Origin of the sequence: Nocardioides sp. InS609-2 (assembly GCF_023208195.1) — a bacterium.
Taxonomy (GTDB): domain Bacteria; phylum Actinomycetota; class Actinomycetes; order Propionibacteriales; family Nocardioidaceae; genus Nocardioides.
On record NZ_CP060034.1, the window covers coordinates 1675936 to 1702865 of the forward strand.

The 26930-nt window shown below is 69.5% G+C and carries 25 protein-coding genes; 9 read left to right on the top strand and 16 right to left on the bottom strand.

Annotated features, from left to right (window positions below):
• The first annotated feature begins 47 nt into the window (after window positions 1–47).
• Window positions 48–371, top strand: a complete 324-nt coding sequence (locus tag H4Q84_RS08835; RefSeq protein WP_248583018.1) for a hypothetical protein — start codon at window positions 48–50, stop codon at window positions 369–371.
• The gene (locus tag H4Q84_RS08840) at window positions 368–1012 is read left to right on the top strand and encodes a hypothetical protein (RefSeq protein WP_248583019.1); all 645 of its coding nucleotides are present in this window, start codon (window positions 368–370) and stop codon (window positions 1010–1012) included. The genes H4Q84_RS08835 and H4Q84_RS08840 overlap by 4 nt, the downstream gene beginning before the upstream one ends.
• Here the strand turns inward: H4Q84_RS08840 and H4Q84_RS08845 are convergent, their stop codons facing one another.
• Window positions 1013–2227, bottom strand: coding sequence for an MFS transporter (locus tag H4Q84_RS08845; protein WP_248583020.1), 1215 nt, complete (start codon window positions 2225–2227; stop codon window positions 1013–1015).
• 340 nt (window positions 2228–2567) lie between these two features.
• On the opposite strand from H4Q84_RS08845, the gene H4Q84_RS08850 reads away from it, so the two are divergent.
• Complete coding sequence (locus tag H4Q84_RS08850; RefSeq protein WP_248583021.1) at window positions 2568–2804, top strand: hypothetical protein; 237 nt, start codon at window positions 2568–2570, stop codon at window positions 2802–2804.
• A 108-nt stretch (window positions 2805–2912) separates the two neighbouring features.
• On the opposite strand, the gene H4Q84_RS08855 is transcribed toward H4Q84_RS08850, so the two are convergent.
• Both H4Q84_RS08855 and H4Q84_RS08860 read right to left on the bottom strand, forming a co-directional pair.
• Window positions 2913–3167: a hypothetical protein gene (locus tag H4Q84_RS08855; RefSeq protein ID WP_248583022.1), complete on the bottom strand. Its 255-nt coding sequence runs from the start codon at window positions 3165–3167 to the stop codon at window positions 2913–2915.
• 110 nt (window positions 3168–3277) lie between these two features.
• Window positions 3278–5506, bottom strand: a complete 2229-nt coding sequence (locus tag H4Q84_RS08860) for an NADP-dependent isocitrate dehydrogenase (protein ID WP_248583023.1) — start codon at window positions 5504–5506, stop codon at window positions 3278–3280.
• A gap of 170 nt (window positions 5507–5676) precedes the next feature.
• Here H4Q84_RS08860 and H4Q84_RS08865 point away from each other — a divergent pair, with 170 nt between their 5' ends.
• Complete coding sequence (locus H4Q84_RS08865; RefSeq protein ID WP_248583024.1) at window positions 5677–6771, top strand: MIP family channel protein; 1095 nt, start codon at window positions 5677–5679, stop codon at window positions 6769–6771.
• Between the two features lie 15 nt (window positions 6772–6786).
• Here H4Q84_RS08865 and H4Q84_RS08870 read toward each other — a convergent pair whose 3' ends face one another.
• Window positions 6787–7503, bottom strand: coding sequence for a hypothetical protein (locus tag H4Q84_RS08870; protein WP_248583025.1), 717 nt, complete (start codon window positions 7501–7503; stop codon window positions 6787–6789).
• Window positions 7504–7599: 96 nt separating this feature from the next.
• On the opposite strand from H4Q84_RS08870, the gene H4Q84_RS08875 reads away from it, so the two are divergent.
• Complete coding sequence (locus tag H4Q84_RS08875) at window positions 7600–8589, top strand: malate dehydrogenase (protein ID WP_248583026.1); 990 nt, start codon at window positions 7600–7602, stop codon at window positions 8587–8589.
• Between the two features lie 65 nt (window positions 8590–8654).
• Here H4Q84_RS08875 and H4Q84_RS08880 read toward each other — a convergent pair whose 3' ends face one another.
• The 5 genes from H4Q84_RS08880 to H4Q84_RS08900 form a co-directional block, all read right to left on the bottom strand.
• Window positions 8655–9029, bottom strand: a complete 375-nt coding sequence (locus H4Q84_RS08880) for a DUF3017 domain-containing protein (RefSeq protein ID WP_248583027.1) — start codon at window positions 9027–9029, stop codon at window positions 8655–8657.
• A complete protein-coding gene (locus tag H4Q84_RS08885) occupies window positions 9026–9874 on the bottom strand; it encodes a bifunctional methylenetetrahydrofolate dehydrogenase/methenyltetrahydrofolate cyclohydrolase (protein ID WP_248583028.1) in 849 nt (282 codons plus the stop codon). Before H4Q84_RS08885 ends, H4Q84_RS08880 begins: the two co-directional genes overlap by 4 nt.
• A 53-nt stretch (window positions 9875–9927) precedes the next feature.
• Window positions 9928–11496, bottom strand: coding sequence for a bifunctional phosphoribosylaminoimidazolecarboxamide formyltransferase/IMP cyclohydrolase (purH, locus tag H4Q84_RS08890; RefSeq protein ID WP_248583029.1), 1569 nt, complete (start codon window positions 11494–11496; stop codon window positions 9928–9930).
• 99 nt (window positions 11497–11595) lie between these two features.
• Window positions 11596–12207: a phosphoribosylglycinamide formyltransferase gene (purN, locus tag H4Q84_RS08895; RefSeq protein WP_248583030.1), complete on the bottom strand. Its 612-nt coding sequence runs from the start codon at window positions 12205–12207 to the stop codon at window positions 11596–11598.
• Window positions 12208–12233: 26 nt separating this feature from the next.
• Window positions 12234–13487, bottom strand: a complete 1254-nt coding sequence (locus tag H4Q84_RS08900) for a DUF6350 family protein (protein ID WP_248583031.1) — start codon at window positions 13485–13487, stop codon at window positions 12234–12236.
• Window positions 13488–13620: 133 nt separating this feature from the next.
• Here H4Q84_RS08900 and H4Q84_RS08905 point away from each other — a divergent pair, with 133 nt between their 5' ends.
• The gene (locus H4Q84_RS08905) at window positions 13621–15492 is read left to right on the top strand and encodes a sigma-70 family RNA polymerase sigma factor (protein WP_248583032.1); all 1872 of its coding nucleotides are present in this window, start codon (window positions 13621–13623) and stop codon (window positions 15490–15492) included.
• A gap of 62 nt (window positions 15493–15554) precedes the next feature.
• The gene (locus tag H4Q84_RS08910; RefSeq protein ID WP_248583033.1) at window positions 15555–16217 is read left to right on the top strand and encodes a hypothetical protein; all 663 of its coding nucleotides are present in this window, start codon (window positions 15555–15557) and stop codon (window positions 16215–16217) included.
• Here H4Q84_RS08910 and H4Q84_RS08915 read toward each other — a convergent pair whose 3' ends face one another.
• From H4Q84_RS08915 to sucC, 4 genes are all read right to left on the bottom strand, one after another.
• The gene (locus H4Q84_RS08915) at window positions 16218–18911 is read right to left on the bottom strand and encodes a DNA methyltransferase (protein WP_248583034.1); all 2694 of its coding nucleotides are present in this window, start codon (window positions 18909–18911) and stop codon (window positions 16218–16220) included.
• A 6-nt stretch (window positions 18912–18917) separates the two neighbouring features.
• Complete coding sequence (locus tag H4Q84_RS08920; RefSeq protein WP_248583035.1) at window positions 18918–19169, bottom strand: hypothetical protein; 252 nt, start codon at window positions 19167–19169, stop codon at window positions 18918–18920.
• Between the two features lie 194 nt (window positions 19170–19363).
• A complete protein-coding gene (gene sucD / locus H4Q84_RS08925) occupies window positions 19364–20257 on the bottom strand; it encodes a succinate--CoA ligase subunit alpha (protein ID WP_248583036.1) in 894 nt (297 codons plus the stop codon).
• Window position 20258: 1 nt separating this feature from the next.
• The gene (gene sucC / locus H4Q84_RS08930) at window positions 20259–21428 is read right to left on the bottom strand and encodes an ADP-forming succinate--CoA ligase subunit beta (RefSeq protein WP_248583037.1); all 1170 of its coding nucleotides are present in this window, start codon (window positions 21426–21428) and stop codon (window positions 20259–20261) included.
• Between the two features lie 174 nt (window positions 21429–21602).
• Between sucC and H4Q84_RS08935 the strand changes: the two genes are divergently transcribed.
• Window positions 21603–22184: a dihydrofolate reductase family protein gene (locus H4Q84_RS08935; RefSeq protein ID WP_248583038.1), complete on the top strand. Its 582-nt coding sequence runs from the start codon at window positions 21603–21605 to the stop codon at window positions 22182–22184.
• On the opposite strand, the gene H4Q84_RS08940 is transcribed toward H4Q84_RS08935, so the two are convergent.
• Window positions 22181–22597: a cobalamin B12-binding domain-containing protein gene (locus tag H4Q84_RS08940; RefSeq protein WP_248583039.1), complete on the bottom strand. Its 417-nt coding sequence runs from the start codon at window positions 22595–22597 to the stop codon at window positions 22181–22183. The two genes, H4Q84_RS08935 and H4Q84_RS08940, sit on opposite strands and share 4 nt — an antisense overlap.
• 403 nt (window positions 22598–23000) lie before the next feature.
• Between H4Q84_RS08940 and H4Q84_RS08945 the strand changes: the two genes are divergently transcribed.
• A complete protein-coding gene (locus H4Q84_RS08945; protein ID WP_248583040.1) occupies window positions 23001–23789 on the top strand; it encodes a M23 family metallopeptidase in 789 nt (262 codons plus the stop codon).
• 5 nt (window positions 23790–23794) lie between these two features.
• Here H4Q84_RS08945 and H4Q84_RS08950 read toward each other — a convergent pair whose 3' ends face one another.
• Window positions 23795–24427 (bottom strand): LysE family translocator, encoded by a 633-nt coding sequence (locus H4Q84_RS08950; protein ID WP_248583041.1) that lies wholly within the window; start codon window positions 24425–24427, stop codon window positions 23795–23797.
• Window positions 24428–24487: 60 nt separating this feature from the next.
• Window positions 24488–26893: a DNA helicase PcrA gene (gene pcrA / locus H4Q84_RS08955; protein ID WP_248583042.1), complete on the bottom strand. Its 2406-nt coding sequence runs from the start codon at window positions 26891–26893 to the stop codon at window positions 24488–24490.
• Between the last annotated feature and the right edge of the window lie 37 nt (window positions 26894–26930).

A 26930-nucleotide genomic window follows, 5' to 3' on the forward strand; every position in this document is an offset into this window, starting at 1 on the left:
GGGCACCGCGCTGAAACTGCGGTGGCGGCAAGACCTAGGGTGCTCGGATGCGACGGCGTCTGTTCTGGACCCTGACGGTCCTCAACCTCGTGCTCATCTGCGGCTGGTGGGTCGTCGGCGTGGGCACTTCCGACGCGTGGATCGCGTCGATCGATGCACGCCGGTCGTGCGAGCTGCGGATCGAGCAGGTCATGGAGGAGCGCAGCGATGTCGCCAGCGCTTTCGTGGACCGGACAGTCGTCTCCGGCGAGGTGGTGCGGGTCGAGTACTCGTGGCGCGACATCGACGACGGAAGCCACCAGGACAGCGCCGAGTGTCGGGTGTCCTTCGGCGAGGAGTCGGCGACCATCGAGCAGGTGACGCTGCCATGACGACGAAGCATGCCCTGGAGCCGGCGCCGACGGCGTACGCAGTGGTCTTCCTCGGCCAGCTGATCCCGGCCGCGTTCGTGCTGGCAGGGCTGCTCACGTACGAGGGTCTCGTGCTGGCGTATGCCATCGAGTGCCTGGTGCTGATGGGCTTCAACCTCACCCGCGCCATCACGGACGACTCGAAGGACGACGGCCTGCTGATCGCCGCGATGATGCGTGGCGGGCCGGTGGTGCTCGGCCTGCTGCTGGCCTACTTCCTCCTCCAGGCGACCCCGGGCGACGTTCTTTTCGCGATCCTCAACGCGGCGCTGATGCTCGGCAACGTGATCGCTGCCGGCAGGAGATCTGGGCGAGGCATGCTGGACGCGGCCGGCGACCCGACCGGATCCTGGTGGCGGATGACTCTGCTCGCGGGCGCAGTCGTGGCGCTCTTCTTCCTCAGCTCCGCCCACGACATGGCCGACGGTGGGCTCGCCGGTACGGACAGTTTCCAGGGCGCCGGCGGATTCGTGGCCGCCGCCATCATCAACGCCGCCAACGCGCTCCACCAGCCCGTCGAAGCGATCGTGGCGCTGATGTTCATCGCCTGGAAAGGTGTCAACGAGACCCTGTTCGAGGCCTGGAGCCGCGCTGAACGGTGATCAGGCGCGCTCGCTGCGCCGGTGCAGGGCGTACGACGCGAGCAGCACGAACACCCCGACGACCGCGAGGCCGGCGCCGACCACACCGGGAGCCCGGTAGCCCCAGCCGGCAGCGACCACGAGGCCGCCGAGCCAGGCGCCGAGGGCGTTGGCGATGTTGAGGGAGGCGTGGTTCATGGCCGCGCCGATCGTCTGGGCATCGCCCGCCACGTCCATCAGCCGCAGCTGCAGGTTGATCACCAGGATCGAGCCGAGGATGGTGATCCCGAAGACGACCGGCAGGTTCCACCAGCCGGTGGGCGCAAGCCACGAGAAGACGAGCAGCAGCACGCCTTGACCGATACCGCCGACGAAGAGCGAGCCGAACACCGACCACCGGGCGAGCTCGCCGGCCACCCAGGTGCCGGCGACCATGCCGAGACCGAACGCGAGCAGGAACACCGGCGCCACCGACTTCGACAGGCCACCGACCTCCGTGACCGTCGGCACGATGTAGGTGTAGACGGCGAACATGCCACCGAAGCCGATCGCACCCGTCAGGAGCGTCAGCAGCACCTGCGGCCGCCGCAGCGCGCTGATCTCGCGACGCCAGGTGGCGTGCGGGTCGCCGATCATCGAGGGCACGAAGGCCGCGACGAGGGCGATGGTGGCTAGGCCGAGGACGGCCACCAGCCAGTACGCCGACCGCCAGCCGAGCAGCTGGCCGAGCCAGGTGGCGGCGGGCACACCGACGACATTGGCGACCGAGAGGCCGAGCATGACCTGGGCGACGGCACGACCCTGGCGACCGGGCTTCGCGAGGCTTGCCGCGACGAGCGACGCGACTCCGAAGTAGGCACCGTGCGGCAGGCCGGCGAGGAAGCGGGCGACGAGGAGTCCGTCGTACGACGTGACGAGGGCGCTGGCCGCGTTGCCCAGCGCGAAGGCGGCCATCAGCACGATGAGGAGGGCGCGGCGCGGGAGTCGGGCACCGAGCAGCGCGATCGCCGGGGCACCGACGACGACGCCGAGCGCGTAGGCGGAGATGGCGTGGCCGGCCGTCGGGATCGACACCGAGACACCCTGGGCGAGGTCGGGCAGCAGGCCCATCGAGACGAACTCGGTGGTGCCGATGGCGAACCCGCCCATGGCCAGGGCCAGGACGGCCCAGCCGTAGTGGGCGCAAGGAGCCGGCGTCTTGCTGTCGGTGGTCAGATCGGAAGCGGTCGTCGTCATGGGGCTGGGACTTCCCGTGTGGTGCTGGACAGGGCGTGCTGACGGCGTACGCAGCTCGGGTGGCCGCAAGACGCGACCGACCCCCACATGATGCAACCCGGAAGCTGCGCGTGGCTATTCACGGCGGCAGCGCATCTAGGGTGACGTGCGTGAGTTTCGAGCGGGCGAAGCCGGTGCTGATCGACACAGCCGTGCTCGGTGCTCTCGTCGTGACCGGCATCCTGCCCGCGCCCTTGCTGATCCTCGGCCTGGCCGTGCCGTTCGCCCTGGTCTCCACCTTTGCCGCCCTCAACGCGGGTTCAGCAGCACCCTGCCGACCGACCAGGCGCCGGAGCAGAAGGTGCACGGGACGCTGCTGGGGATCGTCGCCCACGCGACCATCGCGGCCTCGTTGGGGCTGGCCATCACCGGGAGTTGGCACTGGACCGCGTGGTACGGGCTCGGCTTCGCGGTGATCTACGCGTTCGCCCGGCTGTGGCGCAACTCCGTGAAACACGGCTCGTTGTTCCCGCAGGGCTACGCCTCCGTCTGGTGGGAGGCGGGGGCGCTGGCCGCCGGCATGGCGACCTTCGTGTAGGTCGACGTGAGGCCCGCCGAGCTGCCGGCCCTCCCCGTCCTGGCGGTCCGACTCCTCGGCGAGCTGGTCACGGCGGCCCGGCATCCCGTCAACGACGAGGTGTGAGGCTCAGCGGCTCCCGGGCCGCTGTGCGCAGGACCGCTTGGCGGTCGCGCGGTGCTGCGAGTGCTTCTTGCCACACCGGGCGCCGGGCGCCCTCGATGCCATGCCGGCGCTCTGGATGCCAGCAGCGGCAGTTGCCTCGGTGGTCGCCGTGGCGGTCGTCGCCGCGTCGGTGGTGTCGGCGGCGCCGGCCGGAGAGCCGACGACCGAGAGGCCGACGCAGACGAAGGCGACCAGCACGAGTCGCTTGAGGGTGAACATGTCAGGAAGTATCGACTCGGCCGGGCCGGGCCCGTGGCGGACCCGGATCGGCGTACCGCATATTGATGACCGAAATCATCGAGGTGGACCAGACAGGCCCCGACGGTGGCTCAGACGTCGAGCCCTTCCAGAGCCTCGTTGAGCGTGGTCGACGGGCGCATCACGGCACTCGCCTTCGCAGGGTCGGGGCGGAAGTAGCCGCCAAGGTCGACCGGTGACCCCTGTACGGCGAGCAGCTCGTCGACGATCGTCTGCTCGTCCTCGCGGAGGCGGGCGGCCAGTGCCGCGAACGCCTCACCCAGCGCGGCGTCCTCGGTCTGCTTGGCCAGCTCCTCGGCCCAGTAGAGGGCCAGGTAGAAGTGGCTGCCGCGGTTGTCGATCGTGCCGAGCTTGCGGCCCGGCGAGCGGTTCTCGGCCAGGAAAGTGCCGGTGGCGCGGTCGAGGGTGTCGGCAAGGATCCTGGCCCGCGGGTTGTCGGTCGAGTCACCGAGGTGCTCGAAGCTGGCGGCCAGCGCGAAGAACTCGCCAAGGCTGTCCCAGCGCAGGTAGTTCTCCTTGACGAGCTGCTGCACGTGCTTGGGCGCCGAGCCGCCGGCGCCGGTCTCGAAGAGGCCCCCACCGTTCATCAGCGGCACGATCGACAGCATCTTGGCGCTGGTGCCGAGCTCGAGGATCGGGAACAGGTCTGTGTTGTAGTCGCGCAGCACGTTGCCGGTGACCGAGATGGTGTCCTCGCCCTTGCGGATCCGCTCCAGGGAGTACGCCGTGGCGTCGGCCGGGTTCATGATCTCGATGGTCAGATCCCCCCCGCCGAGCGCGGCGTCGTACTCCGGCAGGTACTTCTCCACCTTCGCGATCAGGTTGGCGTCGTGGGCACGGGTCTCGTCGAGCCAGAAGATCGCCGGCACGCCCGAGGCGCGGGCACGGGTGACGGCCAGCTTGACCCAGTCACGGATCGGCTCGTCCTTCGTCTGGCAGGCGCGCCAGATGTCACCGGCACCGACCTGGTGCTCGATCAGCACGTCACCGGCCGCGTTGACGACGCGGACCGCGCCGGCCTCGGCGATCTCGAACGTCTTGTCGTGGGAGCCGTACTCCTCGGCCGCCTTGGCCATCAACCCGACGTTGGGCACCGAGCCCATCGTGGCCGGGTCGAACGCGCCGTTGGCGCGGCAGTCGTCGAGGACGGTCTGGTAGACCGACGCGTACGACGAGTCGGGGATCACCGCGAGGGTGTCCTGCTCCTCGCCGGCCGCGTTCCACATGTGGCCCGACGAACGGATCATCGCGGGCATCGACGCGTCGACGATGACGTCGGACGGCACGTGCAGGTTGGTGATGCCCTTGTCGGAGTCGACCATCGCCAGCGCCGGTCCGTCGGCGATGCCCCGCTCGATCGCCGAGCGGATGGCCGCGCCGTCTGGCAGCGCGTCGACGGCGGAGAGCACGGCACCGAGGCCGTCATTGGCGCTGATGCCGGCGGCGGCCAGCTGGTCGCCGTACTGCTCGAAGACAACGGGGAAGAAGACCTTCACGACGTGGCCGAAGATGATCGGGTCGGAGACCTTCATCATCGTGGCCTTGAGGTGCACCGAGAAGAGCACACCCTCGTCCTTGGCCCGCTGGACCTGCTCCGCCAGGAAGGTGTCGAGAGCGGCGACGTTCATGAACGTGCCGTCGACGACCTCGCCGGCCAGCACCGGGATCGACTCCTTGAGCACCGTGACAGTGCCGTCTGCGGTGACGTGCTCGATGCGCAGCGTGTCGTCAGCCTCGAGCACGACGGAGCGCTCGTTGGTGCGGAAGTCGTCGTGGCCCATGGTCGCGACGTTGGTCTTCGACTCTGCGGACCAGGCGCCCATCGAGTGCGGGTGCTGCTTCGCGTAGTTCTTGACCGAGGCCGGGGCGCGGCGGTCGGAGTTGCCCTCGCGCAGCACCGGGTTGACCGCGCTGCCCTTGACCTTGTCGTACGTCGCGCGGGTGGCCTTCTCGTCGTCGGACTGCGGGTTCTCGGGGTACGCCGGCAGGTCATAGCCCTGACCCTGCAGCTCGGCGATCGCTGCCTTGAGCTGCGGGATCGACGCGGAGATGTTGGGCAGCTTGATGATGTTGGCCTCGGGCGTGGTCGCCAGCTGGCCGAGCTCGGCGAGCGCGTCGTCGATGCGCTGCTCGGCGGTCAGCCGCTCGGGGAACAGCGCGATGATGCGGCCGGCCAGCGAGATGTCACGGGTCTCCACGCCGACTCCGGCGGTGCGGGCATAGGCCTCGACGATGGGCAGGAAGGAGTACGTCGCGAGCAGCGGCGCCTCGTCGGTGTGGGTGTAGATGATCTTGGCCATGGGGTCGGGGACTCCTGATCCGTGAGCGACGTAATTGCTTGACGTCAAGATACCTGACGCCGATCCGAGTACTCCGGGTCGCTCCTAGCGTGACATCCGGGCTCATGGGAGGCTAGGCCGAGCGCTTCGACGGGGGCGCAGACGGTATGAGCGCACAGGGGGCCTGCAAGATGACAACCACGACCACCGAAACTCCCACCACGGGGCAGAAGTTCGCTGCCGAGGTCTTCGGCACCTTCGGTCTCGTCTTCTTCGGCTGCGGCACGGCGATGCTCACGACCGAGCTGGATCAGTTCAGCTACGTCGGCACCGCCCTGGCATTCGGGCTCGCCGTGCTCGTGATGGCCTACGCCGTCGGCCGCATCTCCGGTGGCCACTTCAACCCCGCCGTCACGCTCGGCGCCGCCCTCGGCGGCCGGCTGGCGTGGCGTGAGGTCGGTGTCTACGTCGGTGCACAGCTGCTCGGCGGTCTGCTCGCCGGCGCGATCCTCTTCGGGCTGTTCCACGGTATCGAGGGCTTCGACGCCGAGGGCAACATGGCTCAGAACTCCTTCGGCGACGACGGCACCGGCTACGCCTGGTGGGCCGCGCTCATCCTCGAGCTCCTGCTCACCGCCATCTTCGTCTGGGTCATCCTGGCCGTCACCGATGCCCGCAACGCGCTCAACGCGGGGGCGGCTCCGCTGGCCATCGGCCTCGCGCTGACGATGATCCACCTGGCCTCGATCGGCTTCACCGGCACGTCGGTCAACCCGGCCCGCTCGATCGGCGTGGGCGTCTTCGCCGGCACCGACGCGATCATCCAGCTGTGGCTGTTCATCGTCGCACCGCTCGTCGGCGCCGCGATCGCCGGACTCACCTACCCGCTGATCTTCGCCCACGGCGACGACCCCGTGGCCGGCTCGGGCCTGCGCCTCGGCGGTGGCCGCAACAAGCATCAGGTGCAGCAGTACCCCGGATACGGCCAGCAGCAGTGGGGCCAGCCGGGCGCTCCCCAGCAGTGGGGGCAGCCGGGCACGCCGCAGCAGTGGGGCCAGCAGGCCGCGCCGCCGCCGCAGCAGCAGCAGTGGGTCCAGCAGCCCGCCGCTCCCGCCCAGCAGCCGCCCCCCCAGCAGCCAGGTCAGCAGTACCCGCAGGCCCAGCCCGGCCAGCAGGGTCAGTCGTGGGGCCAGCCGGCTCCCGGCCAGCAGCCCGGCACTCCCCAGCAGTGGGGCACGCCCGACGCCGACGAAGACGGCCGCACCCAGATCCGTCCGCAGGACTGATCCGACCCGACCCGCCTACGGCGCCTCGGTGAGCGACACCGAGGCGGTCGGCGTGTCCTCCTGCACGAGGCCGACGCCGCGCGCGTAGTAGCGATCGACCTCGTCACCCGAGAGGCTGGTCGTGACGACGACGTGCACGAGGCTGTCGAAGTCACCTGCCGGGGTCGAGCGCGCGGCATCGGTCGACTCCACCCGGGCGACGTCCTCGGCGATGCCAGGAGCCAGCTCCTGGCGGAACCCGTCGCCCAGTCGCGGCCTGGCCGGCATCAGGAGCCCGGCTTCGGAGCCGCCCACGCCGGCGCGCCAGGAGCCGTCTCCCTCCGGCACAGCCTGGTCGTGACCGAACAGCCACACGTTGCCGGCGCGGTCCTGGGCCACGTAATCGACGCAGGACGCGACCGTCGCGCCGTCGGCAGACACCGTGGCCTCACGTACGGCGGTCACCGGCACGCCTGCGATCTCGGTGTTTCCCTCGACAACTGTCACGGTGCGCGTGCCTGCGCCATCGCCGGAGACGGCGTACTCCCGGACGGAGCCGGTGGCCAGCGGCAGCCACGGGTTGTCGACGCCGGCCACGAAGTCACCGGGAGCGGGTGAGGGCGTGGGGATCTCCAGCTCGTCGACACCAGACGGGCCGCTCACCGGCGGTGCCGACGCTCCACAGGCGGAGGCCAGGACGGTCAGGGCGAACACGGCCGCGGCGAGCCCGCGACGGGCCCTCGAACTCGACATGGCGGCCAGCATGCCACCCGCCCAACCCGCGATCCGTGCCGCCCGGGGCCGCTGCTAGCGTCGGATCTGCCCCCTTACGTCCACCGAGGAGTCCTCGTGAGCAACGCCCCCCTCAAGGTCGCCGTCACCGGTGCCGCCGGTCAGATCGGCTACAGCCTGCTGTTCCGTCTCGCGAGCGGCTCGCTGCTCGGCCCCGACCGACCGATCCAGCTGCAGCTCCTGGAGATCGAGCCGGCTCTCAAGACGCTCGAGGGCGTCGTGATGGAGCTCGACGACTGCGCCTTCCCCACGCTCGCCGGTGTCGAGATCGGCCACGACCCCGAGCAGATCTTCGATGGCGTCAACCTCGCCCTGCTCGTCGGCGCCCGCCCGCGCGGCCCCGGCATGGAGCGCGGTGACCTGCTCTCGGCCAACGGCGCGATCTTCACCGCCCAGGGCAAGGCGCTCAACGCGGTCGCCGCCGACGACGTACGCATCGGTGTCACCGGCAACCCCGCCAACACCAACGCGCTGATCGCGATGAAGAACGCCCCGGACATCCCGGCCGAGCGCTTCTCCGCGCTGACCCGCCTCGACCACAACCGCGCCATCTCGCAGCTCGCGGCCAAGACCGGCGCCCCGGTCACCGACATCACGCACATGACGATCTGGGGCAACCACTCGGCGACGCAGTACCCCGACCTCTTCAATGCGCAGGTCGCCGGCAAGAACGCAGCCGAGGCCGTGGGCGACCAGGAGTGGCTCGAGAGCACCTTCATCCCCACCGTCGCCAAGCGCGGCGCCGCGATCATCGAGGCGCGTGGATCCTCCTCGGCTGCCTCCGCGGCCTCCGCCACCGTCGACGCTGCCCGCGACTGGCTGCTCGGCAGCGCCGAGGGCGACTGGGTGTCGATGGCTGTCGTCTCCGACGGCTCGTACGGCGTGCCTGAGGGCCTCGTCTCGTCGTTCCCGGTCACGACCAGGGACGGCAACTGGGAGATCGTCCAGGGCCTCGACGTCAACGAGTTCTCCCGCGGCCGCATCGACGCCTCGACGGCCGAGCTGGCCGAAGAGCGCGACGCGGTCACCGAGCTCGGCCTTATCTGACCCGACACACCACGAGCCCGGTCCCCGCGCGGGGCCGGGCTCGTGTGCGTCTACGGAGCGGTGCCTCAGCCCGGCTGGTCGGGGATCGAGCTGGCCAGGAAGATCAGCGCCGCCCCCATGCCGGAGAGCAGCACAGCGTCGATCCACTTCGAACGTACGGCGAGCATGCCGGCGTCGCGGCCCTTGAGCACGACCCGCACGGCGGCCGCGAAGATGAGCGCCCCGCCGAGCCAGCGGATGCCCAGGCGCCAGTTGCCGCCGATCACGACACCGAGGGAGATGACCGCGACGAGGAGTACGCCGAGGTAGAACATGCCGCCGATCGTGCTCGGGTAGCGGCGTTCCTCGACGTCCTCGGGCGCTGCCAGCTCACCGTCGACGAGCGACTCAGCCGAGACGGCGGGGACGTCCTCGGGCGTGGGCAGCTCGCTTTCGGTCACGGGCGCGCAGACCTCTCGGCGATGTCGACGATGTTGCTGAGCAGCATCGCGCGGGTCATCGGCCCGACGCCCTTCGGGTTCGGCGAGACCCAGGCGGCGACGTCCCAGACGTCGTCGGCCACATCGCCGGCGATCTTGCCGTCGACGCGCGAGACGCCGATGTCGAGCACGGCCGCACCTGGCTTGACCATGTCGCCGGAGATGATGCCGGGCACGCCAGCCGCGGCCACCACGATGTCGGCGCGGCGTACGTGCGCGGCCAGGTCGACGGTGCCGGTGTGGCAGAGCGTGACGGTGGCGTTCTCGGAGCGGCGCGTCAACAGGAGGCCGAGCGGCCGACCGACGGTCAGACCACGGCCCACGACCACGACCTCGGCGCCGGCGATGTTCACCTCGTGGCGCCGGAGCAGCTCGATGGCGCCGACCGGTGTGCAGGGCAGCGGCCCGGACTCGCCCAGGACCAGCTTGCCGAGGTTGGTCGGGTGGAGGCCGTCGACGTCCTTGTCGGGGTCGACCCGCGACAGCAGCGCGAACTCGTCGAGCCCCGTCGGCTGCTGCACCAGGAAGCCCGTGCACGCCGGGTCGGCGTTGAGCTCGTCGATGACCGCCTCGACCTCGGCCTGGGTGGCAGTCGCGGGCAGGTCGTGGCGCAACGACGTGATGCCGATCGCGGCACAGTCCTTGTGCTTGGCGCCGACGTACCAGTGGGAGCCGGGGTCGTCACCGACCAGCACCGTGCCCAGGCCGGGCACGACGCCGCGCTCCTTGAGAGCCGCCACGCGCACGGTCAGCTCGGCCTTGATGGTGGCGAGGGTGGCACTGCCGTCCAGTGTCTCTGCGGTCACGTCGTCATCCTGTCATCGTCGTTGTGCTGCGATGATTGCGGCTGCTTCTCGGCTCAGTGGGCAAAGTGGCGGGTGCCGGTGAAGTACATCGTGACGCCGGCGGCTTCGCACGCCTTGATGGTGAGCTCGTCGCGCTTCGAGCCACCCGGCTGGACGATGGCGCTCACCTGGGCGTCGATGAGGATCTGCGGACCGTCCTCGAACGGGAAGAACGCATCCGACGCGGCGACCGAGCCAGCGGCCCGCTCCCCTGCCCGGGTGACCGCGAGTCGGCACGAGTCGACGCGGTTGACCTGACCCATGCCGATGCCCACCGAGGCGCCGTCCTTGGCGAGCAGGATCGCGTTGGACTTCGCTGCGCGGCAGGCCTTCCAGGCGAAGGCGAGGTCGGCGAGCACCTCGGGCGAGGCGGCCTCGCCGGTGGCCAGCGTCCAGGACGCGGGGTCGTCACCGGGGGCGTCGACGTGGTCACGCATCTGCACGAGGATGCCGCCGCTCACCGGGCGCATCTCCGCCGGCCGGTCGTCGGTGGGCGGGTCACATCGGAGGATCCGGATGTTCTTCTTGCCCTGCAGGATCTCGACCGCGCCCTCGTCGTACGACGGCGCGACGATCACCTCGGTGAAGATCTCCGCGACCTGGGCGGCCAGCTCGACCGACACCGCACGGTTGACGGCGATGACGCCGCCGAAGGCGGACGTGGGGTCGCACTCGTGGGCACGACGGTGGGCCACAGAAATCGGATCTGGGACGTCGTCCGAACAAATTGCGATGCCACACGGGTTCGCGTGCTTGATTATCGCCACGGCCGGCTCGTCGAAGTCGTGGGCCGCGCGGCGGGCGGCGTCGGTGTCGACGAAGTTGTTGTAGGACATCTCCTTGCCGTGCAGCTGCTCGGCGGCAGCCAACCCGCCCGTGCCGTCGACGTACAGCGCGGCGTCCTGGTGCGGGTTCTCGCCGTAGCGCAGCACCGACGACTTGGTCCAGGTGTCACCCGTGAAGGCCGGCCAGCGGTCGTCGGCCCCGACGTAGGTGCCGGCGAACCAGTTGGCGACGGCGACGTCGTACGCCGCGGTGTGCGCGAACGCCTCCGCAGCCAGCGCCTTGCGCTGATCGAACGTGAAGCCACCGGCCGCGACGGCGCCCAGCACGTCGTCGTACGACGCGGGCGAGGTCACGATGGCGACCGACGGGTGGTTCTTGGCGGCTGCCCGGACCATCGACGGCCCGCCGATGTCGATCTGCTCGACGCACTCGTCGGGCGAGGCCCCGGAATCGACCGTCTGACTGAACGGGTAGAGGTTGCACACGACCAGGTCGAACGGCTCGACCTCGAGCTCGGCCAGCTGCGCGACGTGGGACTCGAGACGGCGGTCGGCGAGGATGCCGGCGTGCACCCGTGGGTGCAGCGTCTTGACCCGGCCGTCGAGGCACTCGGGGAAGCCGGTGAGATCCTCGACCCGGGTGACCGGAAGGCCCAGCCCCTCGATCATGGCGGCGGAGCCGCCGGTCGAGACGAGTGCGACGCCGGCCTCGTGCAGGCCGCGGACCAGGTCGTCGAGACCGGCCTTGTCATAGACGGAGACCAGGGCACGCCTGATCGGGATCTGGAGATCGGACACGGGACAGCTCCTGGGATCGGTATCGGAGGAGAGCACCCAGGCGTTCGATGCTCATCAGTCACTCCCTGGTGGTTGCCCACCTGCGCCAGTCGTGTGGCCTCAGCCTAGACGAACCCGGCGGCCTTCGACCGACCAACCCTCGCGTGCCATCCGCCCGACGCTCTCCACCAGCATGGTGCGTTCGGCGACCTTGATGCGCTCGTGCAGCGAGGCCTCGTCGTCGGCGTCCTCGACCACGACCGGCACCTGCGCGACGATCGGCCCGGTGTCGACTCCCCCGTCGACCACGAACAGGGTCGCTCCGGTCACCTTGACGCCGTACTCGAGCGCCTCGGCGGCGCCGTGCATGCCCGGGAACGCCGGGCACAGGGCCGGGTGGGTGTTGAGCATCCGGCCCTCGAAGCGAGACAGGAAGTCCTCCCCCACCAGCTTCATGAACCCGGCCGAGACGACCAGGTCGGGGTCGAACGCGGCGACCGCGTCGGTGAGCGCCCGGTCCCAGTGCTCGCGCGAGACGTAGTCGCGCACCTTGCGCACGAACGTGGGTACGCCGGCCCCTTCGGCCCGGGCGAGACCCTCGATGTCGTCACGGTCGGCTCCCACGGCGGCCACGCGGGCGCCGTACCCGGGGTCGGCGCAGGCATCGAGAAGGGCCTGGAGGTTGGTGCCGGAGCCGGAGACGAGGACGACGAGACGGGCGGGTGCGGGCACCCGCGGAGTCTAGGCCGTCTCCCAGATCAAGCAGCAGCGTCGACGGGGATCGACGTCCGCCCCTGCCACCACGTCATCAGCAGCCCGCCGACCAGGCCACCCAGACCGAACGCAGTGACGGCGTGCACGAGCACGTCGAAGCCGAACGGGCCGATGAACCGCATCCGGCCCGGCCCGGCTGCCCCGCCCGACAACGAGGCGAGCAACGCGAAGAGCAGGCCGGCGATGATGCCGCCACCGCAGCCGCGCATCGCGCCTTCGTCCCAGCGCAGCGTCGGGAAGCGACGCTGCACGCGCGCGGTGGCCATCGCCGCGACGAGCAGGGGTACGGCGACCACGGCACCCGCCCACGCCGGCACCGCGCCGGCGGCGGGCAGCGCGGCCAGCAACGGGAAGAGCGGGAGCGGCCCGAGCACGACGGCGCCGGGCGAGACGAGTGTGTTGGCGCCCACCTCGAAGCCGGGGCCGAGCAGGTAGGAGCCGCTGAACAGCGTGGCGTTGGGCACGAACGCTGTGTTGACCAGGGTGAGCAGCGTGGCCTCGCCGGCGCCGGCGTGCAATCGCGACGCCATGTTGAGCGCGGCAGTCAGGTCGACGACGAACCCCATGGCCAGCACGACCGCGCTCACGACCAGGAACGTGCCGAGCACGCCGAGCGCCGTACGCACGCCGTAGCGCAGGACGGGCGGTAGGTACGACGCCCAGATCGCGGCACGACCCGACCCGATCGCCACAGCGGGAGCTGCCAGGAAGAGGGTGAAGAGCAGCGTCCAGCCGAGCACCGGCGCCACCGACGGGGCGATCTCGCCTCCGGCGAGTGAGGAGGTGACGACGGCGACCACGGCGTAGCCGGTGAAGAAGGTTCCGACGGCGGCCGGCACGGTCCAGTCGCGCTCACCGTCGGAGATGCTGTGAGCGTCGGGACCGTGCGCCGACACGCCCTCGCCGAGTCGCAGCGCGAGCCGCCAGACCGCCCAGGCGCAGATCGCCGTCAGCCCGAGGGGTACGACGTCGACCGGCACGCCGCGCACCTGCAGGCCCGACCCGTGAGCGGCCAGCCAGCCCAAGGCACCGGCTCGCATCCCGTCGCGAGGTGCTCCGTGCACACCGGCGTCGCTGAGGAACCAGCCGATGACGCCGACGGCGAGACACACCATCAGGGTCGACGCAGCCGCGACGGTCCCGGCGAGCGCGCCCAGCAGGGCGACGGGCCGGTGCCGGGGCGCGGGTCCGGGCGGCCGGGTGCGGGCGCTCGGGCGGACAGGTAGCAGCGAAGTCATGGCCTCGCCATCATCGCCCGCGGCCATCGCCCGTCGGCGCTGCCACGCCGCGAGTGGGGATCCCGGCCGGTCGCCGGCGACCTGACGGGTAGATGTGCGTGATCTGGGGTGCGCACCGTAACGTTGGATGGTCATGAGGGATCCCGAGGAGTTCGACGCGTTCTACAAGAACGTGCGCGATCGTGTGCTGCTGGAGACCTATGCCCTCACGGGCGATCTCCCGGTCTCTCGGGCAGCGGTCCGTGACGCTTTCGCCGTCGCGTGGCACCACTGGCGCAAGGTCTCCCGGCTCGACGATCCCGAGGCCTGGCTGCGCCCGCTGGCCTGGGGCCGCGCCCAGCGCCGGCACACCGCCCGCATCTGGCACCGCGAGAAGGACCTCGACGACGCCGCGAAGACCACGCTCGACGCCTTGGCGAAGCTGTCGGTGCCGCAGCGCAAGGCGCTGATCCTGACCAACCTCTCACCGCTGTCGCTGCTGGCCATCTCCCGCGCGGTCGGCCTCCCGCAGACCGACGTCGAGCGAGAGCTGCAGACCGCGACGGCCCAGTTCGCGATCTCGCGCGACACCGGCACCACCGAGATCCGCGGCCACCTCGAACACCTCCGCACCGTCACCGACACCGCCCAGTGGCCGCGCGTCAGCATCGTCCGTAGGGCCGGCGCTGCCCGCCGCCGCACCCACACGCTGGTCGGCGTGGCCGGGACCGCGCTGGTGCTGATCGCCGGCGGCACCTTCGTCTCGCAGGGCAACACCAGCACGGCCAGCCTCGACGACGAGAACTTCGACAGCCCGTCGGCGGCCGTCATCAAGGCCGATGACGGGCCGACACTGAAGGACGACGTACTCCTGGCGACTGCCGACCTCGACCTCGTCGACTCGAAGATGTCGTGGGTCGAGGCCAGGACTGACGACAACGCCGCCGGCAACGGCCTCGCCCTCCCCTGTCAGATCCAGCGGTACGCCGACCCCGAAGGCTCCGGCGCGTTCGTGCGCACGTTCGAGGGCACCGGGCCGAAGCCCAAGCCCGTCAAGACGAAGGCCAAGAAGAACGCCAAGGCCGTTCCGCCGGCGAAGTCAGCGGCCTGGGAGCTCGTCGAGCTGTCCGGCACCGAGAAGGCCGCGCAGGCGGCGTACTCCAACGTCAACAGCTGGTACGCCGGCTGCCTCGCCGAGCGCACCCAGCTGCTGTCGGTGCACCGGGTCGGCCAGGTCGGCGACGACGCACGGGTGTTCACCCTCCGCAGCTGGAGGGGATCGCCGCGCACCCTGCGTGTGGGAGTCGCCCGCAGCGGCCAGCTGACAGTCACCACCGTCTCGCGGGTCGACGGTCTCCAGCTCAACCCGAGCAAGCCGGCCGCCCTGCTGGCCGCGGCAGTCAATCGCGTGTGCTCGGCACCTGGCGGCAACGCATGTGCCGGTGAGCCCGCGCTCAAGGAGATCGACGCACCGGTCGCGGGCCTGGTGCCGGGCATGCTGAGCGAGTTCGACCTGCCGCCGATCGCGCGCGCACCGGGCCCGTGGATCGGCACCGAACCCGTCAAGGCGAAGGTCAACGTGGCCTCCACCCGGTGCGACCGCACCGAGTTCACCGGGAAGAGCGTGCGCCGCAACCTGACCCGCACCTTCCTCTTCCCCGCCGTCGACAAGGCAAACGAGTTCGGCCTCACCGAGACCGTCGGCATCTGGTCACCGGGCAATGCGCGCACCTTCGTCAAGGACGTCCGCAGGCGCGTCGACGAGTGCGCCGAGAACGCCTTCGGCACCGAGGTCCGACAGCTCCGCAACGTCGCAGACGAGAACACCGACGTGACGGCGTGGAACATCAGCATGGAGATCTCCGACAAGGACTCCGTGCAGTTCCTGATGGCGATCGTCCGCAGTGAGGGCACCGTCGCGCAGGTCGGCTTCGTGCCGTCGCAGGCGATGTCGATGGATCGCGAGGACTTCCTCGACGTCGTCGACCGCGCCGTGTCGCGACTTCCCCAGCTCCGGGCACGCTGAGAGCAACCTTCTCCCGGTCCCGATGCGTCTGACGTGTGGACCGGACCGACGAAGGACATGGAATGCTCCGAGGACTGCTCGTCGCTGCCGCTGCGCTGCTGGCGTTGACCGGCTGCGCGACCGAGGACGATGCAACGACCCTCACCACGGCCGAGCCACTGACCGATGCCGCGCTGCTCACGGCCGACGAGGTGCCCGCCCGCGACCGGTTGACCGCCTGGCGCGACGCGGACCCGGCCTCGGAGGCCGCGCTCGCCTGTCAGTCCGGGCCGCTGGACGCGCTCGGTGCCGAGACCGTCGCGCGCCGCCGCTTCGTCGCCAACATCGCCCAGGCGCCCGAGGGCGACCCCTCGGCAAGCGTCGACCTCGCCCTCCTGCAGTACGCCGACGTAGCGGCCGCCGAGACCGCCCGCCAGACCGTGGCCGACCAGATCGAGGTGTGCTCCCCCACCCTCGACGACATCGGCGAGGCGAAGTTGGTCCCGGACAGCCGCGAGGTGCTCGCCGGCGACGGCAGGGTCGTGTGGATGCAGCGCGACTTCCTCGCCTCCGACCTGTGCACCGACTGCGACGCCGTCCGCTTCCACCGGATGGGAGTCGGCGTCGTCGGATCCCGCCTGCTGCTGGTCTCGCTGGCCGAGGTCGGTGGGCCGCTCCAGCCCGAGGGGCTCGACTCGACGATGGAGGCGCTCACCATCGCCGCACTGGGGCGCGCCGGCGCCTGATCAGGCGAACGGTGAGTAAGGGCGACCGCCCTCGCTGATCTCGCGGTTGAGGTCGGTCAGGCGACGCACCAGCTCGTCCGTGTCCTGGGCCACCGCACTGGGCCACCCGTAGCAATCGGTCACCGCCTCGTCGAGCTCGCGGTGCAACGCCTTGAGGTCGGCCCAGGCGCCCTCGTCGACCGCGTTGTAGAGCTTCGTGAGACCGATCTGCTCGCCGGCGCAGATCTCGGTCCGCCGCGACAGCAGCGCGCGGGACGCCTCGGCGACTCGCTCCCGTTGCTCGTCGGTCACAGGGTCTGGAAACGGGAAGGTCATGAACACGGACGTGGGCGTGTAGCGCAGCCTTGTCTCCAGCGTCGAGGACCGGGACCAAGCCCACGCCTCGTGCGCCTTCGAGAGCAGCACGCCCATCGAGTGATCGTCGTCGAACGCGAACACATTCGTAGCGTCGGTTGCCATCACTTCCGGGGTGCACCACGTCAAGACGTAACGCTTGCTGTGTCGTGCCGTGGCCGGAAAGCGCGGAAGATCGGCGAGCGCCGCGCGCATCGCTGGCCGAGGGCGGTGAAAGCGCCACCACAAACCCTTCAAGCCCGATGATGACTCCTTTGCCCGATCTCGAACTATCGCCAGCGCTCTCGGAAACGCCGACGCCTTCTCAAGTGGCAGCACTCCAAAGTCGACCGTCCACCGCATGGCTGACTGCGTCGGCTCGGAGGTGATGTCGTCACCGTCCAGATATGGACGAACGACAGATGCGTAGTCGGCATCGCCTTCAGCGATGAGCCCTGTTGCGATGGCCGAGTCAACGATGAAGTACTTGTTGCCAGGGATGGGACCTTGAAAGCAGAGACCCGCGTTTGTACGCAGCGGTTTGGGCTTCCAGACATCCGATGATGTGATCGACGTCAGACTGGTGCCGATGGCCTCGACTACGACCCCGTCAAGAGTGCGTAGTGCTGGGGACTCGGTAGGTTGTTGAATCCAATTCACGATGCTGACATGCACCTTTGCGTCACCCGGCCAGCGCTGTGACGAGACGGCGTCCGTAATTACACCACCGCGTTCATGCACGTAATCGAGGGACGCCGAGCGAGCGCGATTTTGCGAGATCGAGTTCGTACCGACGAGGCCCGAACGCTGATTGGGCGAGAGGTGATCCACTGCCCGTCGAAACCAATACGTGCATAGGTCTTTGACCCCGACTCCGAACTCTCTCTTGAGCCAATCCACGTAGTCATCCCCTAAGGCACGACGAACGTGTTGCGCGCCCTGGAAGGGCGGATTTCCGACAATGCAATCCGTCTCGGGCCACGGTGTCCGTAGCGCGTCGGCACGCCTGATCGATGACAGGTCCTGAAGCGGCAGCGGCGGCTCGGCGTCGCCGTACCGGTCGATCATCTGCCGATGCGCCATCCACAAGGTGACGCGGGCGATCTGGACGGCGGCCGGCTCGATGTCGATGCCCTGCAGGTTCTGGAGCGGGTAGAAGGGCCACGGTCCGGGCGGGATCGGCAGCCCTTGCTCGCGGGCCAGGCTGCGAATGCGTTCCTTGAGCTCGTGCTCCAGGCCACGCAGCTCGCGGTAGGCGACGTAGAGGAAGTTGCCGCACCCGCACGACGGGTCCAGTACCCGGAATCCGCACAGTTCGTCCAGCACGTCGCGCGCCTCGTGCGGCGTGGAGGCCGCCGCCATCCGCTCACGCCACGGGCGAATGATCGTCGGAGTGACGATCTTCATGATGTCGACCTCGTGGGTGTAGTGCGCACCTCGTTCCCAGCGCTGGTCGCGACCGAGCACGCCTTCCATCAGGGAGCCGAAAATCGTGGGGTCGACCTTGCGCCAATCGAAACCGGTGGCGGTCAGCAGGAGATCGATCTCGGCTCGCTCCAGCCGCACCTCGGCCGGCTTCGCGAAGAGGTCGCCATTGACATAGCGGGTGCCGGCCAGCCGCCCGACGCGGTTGTGGTCGCCCTTCTGGTTGAGCACCCGGAAGAGGAGCCCGAGCTCGGCAGCCGACCGGTCGGGCTCGCGACGAAGTTCGTTCAGGGTGGACTGGAACGGGAATCCGTCGAGCATGCCGAGGTCCTCGGCGAACATGCACCAGACCGACTGCAGGATGAATCGCTGCAGCACCGGTCCGGGGGCGGCCGCCCGGCCGACGAGGGCCTGATAGGTCTCCGCGACGGTCTTGGCCGCCTCCTTGGTGAGCTCGCGGTAGTGCTCGGTGAAGTTGGGCTCCACAGTCGGTCCGGAGAGGAACGCCAGGGCGTCGTAGCGGTCGGGGAGATCTGACAAGGAGAAGGTCGTCACCGCCCGGGTCGGAAACCTGCCCGGCTCCCAGATCTCGAACTCGCGGAAGTTGCAGATGACGATCCACCGCGCCGCACCGACGTCTGCGTCGAAGTCGGCCGACTCGGTCCAGTAGCGCTGGATCTGCGCGCGGGCCGTGGCTACGGGAACGGTCGGCGCCTTCATCTCGACAATGCAGATCCCGGGCCAGAAGAGATCCATGAAGCCGGCATGCTGCTCGAAGTGCTCGAAGCGGGCGCCCAACTCGCGCCGTTCGCTCCCGTAGCAGGCGAACAACTCGTTCAGAAAGGTCTGCGCCTCGGACTTCTCGGTGCCGGCGTAACCGCGCCACGTGTCGACAAAGCCCGCGAGGGCACGCTGGATCTCCTCACCGCTCGGCATGCCCGGTCAGATGAGACGGGTGTCGACGGCGTAGTAGGTGTCCTGGGTGAATCTCTTGCGGAGTCGTTCGAGGTCCTTGATCAGGTCGCCCAGGGCCAGCGCCGCGTTGACGTCGACGCCGTCCTTCTCGACAACCTTGCGGCCCTTGCGAGCGGCCTCCAGGGTGTATTCGAGGTTGAGCAGGACATCGGAGACCTGCGTCGCCGCGCGTTCCTTGAGGATCTGTTCCTCGCTGCGGTCATAGCCGGGCTGGCTCATCCTCACCCTTCCGAGTCCTGTTGACGCCTGAGATTAGGCCAGCCTGCCAGCATCCGACGTGCCCTCGCACCCGCCATTTCGGGCCTGTGGAGAGCGCCGGGGGGCCGTGCACAGATTCCACAGGGAGATCGTTGCCTGTGGACAAGCACGACGCCCCCGGAACGGGCTCCCAGGGGCGTCGACGCGAGTCAGGATCAGAGCGCGTTCAGGATCTCCCGCATCAGCGCCGCCGTCTCGGACGGCGTCTTGCCGACCTTGACGCCAACCGCCTCGAGGGCGTCCTTCTTGGCCTGCGCGGTGCCGGAGGAACCCGACACGATCGCGCCGGCGTGGCCCATCGTCTTGCCCTCGGGGGCGGTGAAGCCCGCGACATAGCCGACGACCGGCTTGGCGACGTGGTCCTTGATGTAGTCGGCTGCCCGCTCCTCGGCGTCGCCGCCGATCTCGCCGATCATCACGATCGCCTTGGTCTCCGGGTCGTTCTCGAAGGCCTCGAGCGCGTCGATGTGGGTGGTGCCGACGATCGGGTCACCACCGATGCCGATGGCGGTGGTGAAACCGAAGTCCCGCAGCTCGTACATCATCTGGTAGGTCAGCGTGCCCGACTTCGACACCAGACCGACCGGGCCCTTGCCCGCGATGGTGTGCGGTGTGATGCCGGCCAGCGACTCGCCGGGCGTGATGATGCCCGGGCAGTTGGGGCCGATCATCCGCGTGGCCCCATGGTTGCTGGGCCCTTCGAGGTAGGCGAACACTTCGGCGGAGTCCTGCACAGGCACGCCCTCGGTGATGACCACCAGCAGGCCGATGCCCGCGTCGATGGCCTCGATGCAGGCGTCCTTGGTGAACGCCGGCGGCACGAAGACGACCGACACGTCGGCACCCGTCTCGGTCATCGCCTCCTTGACGTTGCCGAAGACGGGGAGCTCCTTGCCTGCGAGCTCGACCGTCGTGCCGGCCTTGCGGGCGTTGACGCCGCCCACGATGTTGGAGCCGGCCTCGACCATCAGGGTGGTGTGCTTGGAGCCCATGCCGCCCGTCATGCCCTGGACGATGATCTTGGAGTCCTTGTTGAGGTAGATGGACATCTCAATTGCTCCCGTTCGCCAGCTCGGCGGCCTTGTCGGCCGCGCCGTCCATGGTGTCGACGAGGGTCACCAGCGGGTGGTTGGCCTCGTTGAGGATGCGGCGACCCTCCTCGACGTTGTTGCCGTCGAGACGTACGACGAGCGGCTTGGTCGCCTCGTCGCCGAGGATCTCCAGCGCGCCGACGATGCCGTTGGCGACCTCGTCGCACGCGGTGATGCCACCGAAGACGTTGACGAACACCGACTTGACCTGCTCGTCGTTGAGGATCACGTCGAGGCCGTCGGCCATCACCTGCGCGTTGGCGCCGCCGCCGATGTCGAGGAAGTTGGCCGGGGTGACCCCGCCGTGCTTCTCGCCGGCGTAGGCGACGACGTCGAGGGTCGACATGACCAGGCCCGCGCCGTTGCCGATGATGCCGACGGCACCGTCGAGCTTCACGTAGTTGAGGCCCTTGTCCTTGGCCTTCGCCTCGAGCGGGTCGGCCTCCTCGCGGATCTCGAACGCCTTGTGGTCCTCGTGGCGGAACTCGGCGTTCTCGTCGAGCGAGACCTTGCCGTCGAGCGCCTCGAGCTTGTCACCGGTCAGGCGGGCGAGGGGGTTGACCTCCACGAGGGTGGCGTCCTCCTCGGTGAAGACGGTCCAGAGCTGCTGGATCATCGTGATCGCCTGGTCGCGCAGCTCGGCCGGGAAGCCGGCCTCGTCCGCGATGGCCGCGGCCTTCTCGGCGTCCACGCCGCTGCCGGCGTTGATGGCGATCTTCTTGACGGCGTCGGGGTTGGTCTTGGCGACCTCCTCGATCTCCACACCACCCTCGACACTCGCGATGCACAGGTAGGAGCGGTTCGACCGGTCGAGCAGGAAGGAGAAGTAGTACTCCTCCTCGATCGACGCGCCCGGGACCACCAGGACGCGGTTGACCGGCAGTCCCTTGATCTCGAGTGCGAGGATCGCGCGGGCGGCCTCTTCGGCCTCCTCGGGCGTCTTGGCCACCTTGACGCCGCCGGCCTTGCCGCGACCTCCGGCCTTGACCTGCGCCTTGACGACGACGACGCCACCGATCTCCTCCGCGGCCGCGCGTGCGTCCTCAGGGGTCTCGACGGTCTTGCCGAGCGCTCCGGCCACTCCATGCTTGGCAAAGAGTTCCTTTGCCTGGTATTCCATCAGGTCCACGATCAGTCCTTATTTCAAGTCGACAGTCCGGAGATTCCACGGGCTCAAATCCACTGGCACCCTAGACCCGCTGGGACCCCCCGGGCCACGCGGGTCGACGCTCGGGAGGTGCGATCTCGGTCACGGCAAGCTCGATCCAGCCGTACGTCGGCGCCCGGCGCTAGCGTCTTCGGCATGAGCACCAAGGTGCAGTACTACACGGCCGCCACCCTCGACGGATTCATCGCCGACGAGCACCATTCCCTCGACTGGCTCTTCGAGGTGCCGCACTCCGACGAGGAGGAGGGCGCGAGCTCGTGGGACACCTTCATCGCCGGGGTGGGCGTGCTGACCATGGGTGCCACCACCTACGAGTGGGTGCTCGGGCATCATCCCGAGATGCGCACCAGCCCCGACCGGTGGCACGAGTTCTACGGCGATCGCCCGGCGTGGGTCTTCACCCACCGTGAGCTGCCGCAGATCCCCGGCATCGACATCAGGTTCGTGCAGGGTCCCGTGCGAGCGGCGTACGACGAGATGGTTGTGGCCGTGCCCGACCGCAACATCTGGGTCGTCGGTGGAGGCAACCTGGTCGGCCAGTTCGACGACGCAGGGCTGCTCGACGAGATCCACGTGCACGTCACTCCGGTCGTGCTGGGCGCCGGTGCGCCGCTGCTGCCGCGACGAATCACCTCGTCGCGGCTGTCGTTTCGCGAGGGCTGCCTCGTCGGTCAGCGGCTCAATGTCGTGCTCGACGTGAAGAAGAAGGAGGTCTAGGACGGTTCGGCGAAGTGCTGGGCCACCCAGCCGGTGATCTCACCGGTGGTGGCGCCGGGGGTGAAGACCTTGGCGACCCCGAGCTCCTCGAGCACCGGGATGTCCTCCTCGGGGATGATCCCGCCGCCGAAGATGACGATGTCGGAGGCGTCGCGCTCGGCGAGCAGCTCGACGAGCTTGCGGAACAGGGTCATGTGCGCGCCCGAGAGCACGGAGAGGCCGATGATGTCGGCGTCCTCTTGGATCGCGGTCTCCACGATCTGCTCGGGAGTCTGGTGCAGGCCGGTGTAGATGACCTCGTGGCCGGCGTCGCGCAGGGCGCGCGCGACGATCTTGGCGCCCCGGTCGTGCCCGTCGAGACCGGGCTTGCCGACGACGATCCGGATGCGGCGTACGGGGGCTGTCGCGCTCATGCCCGGCACGCTAGCCGAACCCGGCTCGCGACGCGTGGTCCGTCCCGAGGGGGAGCAATGCCTGGAGGCCCGAACCACCTCGACCCGGCCTTGCCAGAAGGCGGGGAATGCGCCAAACTCCTGCTTCGCCGACGTGGTCATCCACAATCGATGGCGAGCAGGATTTCAGCGGCCGTGACCTATCCGTTACAGTCGGCCGCGTTGCCTTTCCCCCGGACGCAGTCGAGGTAAACCTTTTATGGGTCAGCACCGAGCAGAACGCGGTCACCGCCGCGACCCCTCGGGGACCCAGTCCTCCACACCCGGTACCCACATCGGCGCACGTGATGCAGCCCCCGCGGCCGGCACCCGGATGGCCTCCCGCGCCGTGTCGAAGTCAGTCACCAGGACCAAGCCTGTCGCCGTGAGCCCGGCCAGTGCCGGCAAGCGCAAGGCCTCCCGGCGCTCCGCCCCCAGCACCCCTCTCTTCAGCCGCCTGCCCTCGGTTCCGGTGCTGATCGGCGTGGCTGCCCTGTCCGTCTCTGCCGGCGGCGCCATCAGCGCGGCCGACCCCGGCCAGCTCACCGGCGACCTCGACAGCAACACCGTCACCGCGGCGAGCGCCTTCGCCGGCGCCACCGACGCCGGGCTGCTCAGCCGCGGCGCCACGGTCAGCCGTGCCGCGCGCCGGACCCCGGTCACCGCGGCCGACCCCGAGCTCGTCGCCGAGGCCGAGGCTCGCGCTCGCCAGCGCAACACCGCGCTAGAGGCCTACGCCGAAAAGGCCGCCCAGCAGTCGATCAAGCTCGAGAAGAACCAGTGGGTGCTGCCGGTCGACGGCTACCGCATCACCGCGACATTCGGCATGTCGAGCGGCCTGTGGTCGAGCAGTCACACCGGCCTCGACTTCGCCGCTCCGAGCGGCACCCCCATCCACGCCGTCGCCGGCGGCGTCGTGACGTCCACCGGTTACGACGGCGCCTACGGCAACAAGACCGTCATCACCCTCGAGGACGGCACCGAGATCTGGTACTGCCACCAGACCTCCTACCTCGTCAACACCGGCGACTCGGTCGCTCCGGGCGAGGTCATCGGCTCCATCGGCTCGACCGGCAACGTCACCGGACCGCACCTGCACCTCGAGGTCCGGCCCGACCCCGACACTCCGATCGACCCGTACACCGCGCTCGTCAGCCACGACGTCCAGCCGTAACCCGGTCAGTCGGTCGCGGCCATCGTCGCGCCGAGCCCGACCATGGACAGTCCGCCCACCAGGCCGAGCGAGTCGAGCCGGCTTGGCCGCCGCGCAAACCAGTCGCGAGCGCGTGACGCCGCCAGTGCCCACACCGAGTCAGACATCACCGCCATCAACGCGAACACCGCACCGAGCAGCGCGATCTGCGGCCCGGTCGAGCCGGCGCCCTCGTTGACGAACTGCGGCAGGAAAGCCGCGAAGTAGACAAGCGTCTTCGGGTTGGTGACGCCGACGACGAAGCCCATTCGTACCGGTCGCGACTGCCGCGTCGCCGACGGCCGCATGCCCTCGAGGATCAGTCGCGCGTCACTGCGGTGCCGGATCGCCTGGATGCCGAGGTAGACGACGTACGCCGCTCCACAGAGCTTCAGCGCGGAGTACGCCGTCGCGCTGGCCGCCACGATCGCGCCGAGCCCGAGAGCCACGAACACGGTCTGGCAGGCGATGCCTAGCGCGTTGCCGCACACCGACAGCAGTGCTTCACGTCGTCCGACCGAGAGCGCCCGCCCGATGGTGAAGAGCAGGCTCGGGCCGGGGACCTGGATGAACAGGATCGAGGCAACCAGGAAGGCCAGCCACTGGCTCGAGGTGGGCATGCGTCGAGTGTGGCATCCGTGGCCGGGTGAGCGCCCGGTGTTTTCAGACGGTGGACAGGCCTACAGCTTCTCGACGGGGGCGTATCGCAGCAGCAACCGCTTGACACCTTCGGAGCCGAAGTCGATCGAGGCGACGGACTTCTCTGCCGCACCCTCCATCGAGACGACGGTGCCGAGCCCGAAGGAGTCGTGGAGCACCCGGTCACCGGGCTCGAGCGACGGGATCTCGCGGGCCGGTTTGGCCTTGGCCATGACGTCTGCGCGGGCGGCGGCGGAGGAGAAGTTGCGGCGTCCGGCGGCGGTCGGCTGGCCGAGCCGGGCCGGGCCGGTCGAGAGGTCGGGCCGGCCCCAGCTCGTCTGGGACGCCTCGGTGCGCCGCCAGTCGACGAGGTCGACCGGCATCTCGTCGAGGAAGCGCGAAGCCGGGTTGTGCGACGGCGCGCCCCAGGCAGAGCGCACTACCGCCCGGGAGAGGTAGAGCCGCTCCTGGGCGCGGGTGACGCCGACGTAGGCGAGGCGGCGCTCCTCCTCCAGCTCGGGCTGGTCGCCGAGCGAGCGCTGGTGCGGGAAGATGCCGTCCTCGAGGCCGGTCAGGAAGACCACCGGGAACTCCAGCCCCTTGGCGGTGTGCAGCGTCATCAGCGTGACCACTCCGGAGTCGTCACCTTCGGGGGTGTCGGGGATCTGGTCGGTGTCGGCCACCAGGGCGACGCGCTCGAGGAAGTCGCCCAGGCCCGGCGCGACCGTGCCCGCGTCGACGTCGGCGGGGTCGGCGGACGGACCCGCCACCGGGTCGTCGGAGAACTCGCGGGCCACTGCGACGAGCTCGGCAAGGTTCTCGACCCGAGTGTGGTCCTGCGGGTCGTCGGAGGCCTCGAGCTCGACGAGGTAGCCGGACCGCTCCAGCACCGACTCGAGGATCACGTCGGCCCGCTCGTCGGCGGCCACCATCGACTGGAGCTCCTGGATCATCGCCACGAACGCCTCGATGTTCTTCAGCGACCGGGTGGCCACGCCGGGCGCCTCGCCGGCGCGCGTGAGCGCCTGCCAGAACGTGAGGCGGTCGCGCTCGGCGAGCGCCGCGACGCAGGCCTCGGCCCGGTCGCCGATGCCCCGTTTGGGAGTGTTGAGGATGCGGCGCAGCGAGATCTCGTCGTCGGGGTTGGCGAGCATCCGCAGGTAGGCGAGTGCGTCACGCACCTCGCGGCGCTCGTAGAAGCGCACGCCGCCGACCACCTTGTAGGGCTGGCCGGTGCGGATGAACACCTCCTCGAAGACTCGCGACTGGGCGTTGGTGCGGTAGAACACCGCGACGTCGGCCGGCCGGACACCGCCGTCGGCGAGGGTGTCGATCTCCTGGGAGACGAACCGGGCCTCGTCGTGCTCGTCGTCGGCGACGTAGCCGACGATCCGCTCCCCCGCCCCTGCCTCCGACCACAGCCGCTTGGGCTTGCGGCCCGAGTTGTTGCCGATCACCGAGTTGGCGGCGTTGAGGATCGTCTGCGTCGAGCGGTAGTTCTGCTCGAGCAGGATCGAGCTCGCGTCGGGGAAGTCCTGCTCGAAGTCGAGGATGTTGCGGATGTTGGCGCCGCGGAACGCGTAGATCGACTGGTCGGCGTCACCCACCACCATCAGCTCGGCCGGCTCGATCCGCTCGCCACCCGCCTCGGTGAGCTCGGGGTTGTCGGCGCACAGCGCGTGGATCAGGGCGTACTGCGCGTGGTTGGTGTCCTGGTACTCGTCGACGAGCACGTGCCTGAACCGGCGCCGGTAGGTCTCGCGCACCTCGGGGAACGTCTGGAAGAGATGCACGGTCAGCATGATGATGTCGTCGAAGTCGAGGGCGTTGGCCTCGCGCAGCCGCCGCTGATAGGCGGAGTACGCCGCGGCGTACGCCTCTTCGAAGTTGTTCTTGGTGTCCTTGGCTGCCTCGTCTGCGTCGCGCAGGTCGTTCTTGTGGTTGGACACCCAGTGCAGGACGGCGTTCGGCTGGTAGCGCTTGGGGTCGAGGTCGAGGTCACGCAGCACCAGCGTCATCAGCCGCTTGGAGTCGGCGGAGTCGTAGATCGAGAAGCTCGACTTGTAGCCGAACTTGTCGATCTCCTTGCGCAGGATGCGCACGCACGCCGAGTGGAACGTCGAGACCCACATGATGCGGGCGCGTTTGCCGACGAGGTCCTCGACGCGCTCCTTCATCTCGGCCGCGGCCTTGTTGGTGAAGGTGATGGCCAGGATCGAGCCCGGGTGGGCCTTGCGCTCGGTGATCAGCCAGGCGATGCGACGGGTGAGCACGCGGGTCTTGCCCGACCCCGCTCCGGCGACGACGAGCAGCGGCGCGCCCGCGTGTTGTACGGCGGCGCGCTGGGGCTCGTTGAGCCCGGCCAGGAGCTCCTCGCGGCTCGGCCCACGGCGGGTCGTGCGGGGCTCGGGCTGGAGGTGGTCGAAGCCGGGGAGGAGGTCGCTCATGTCGGTGCCAACCCTACGTGCCGGCGCCGACGCTCCT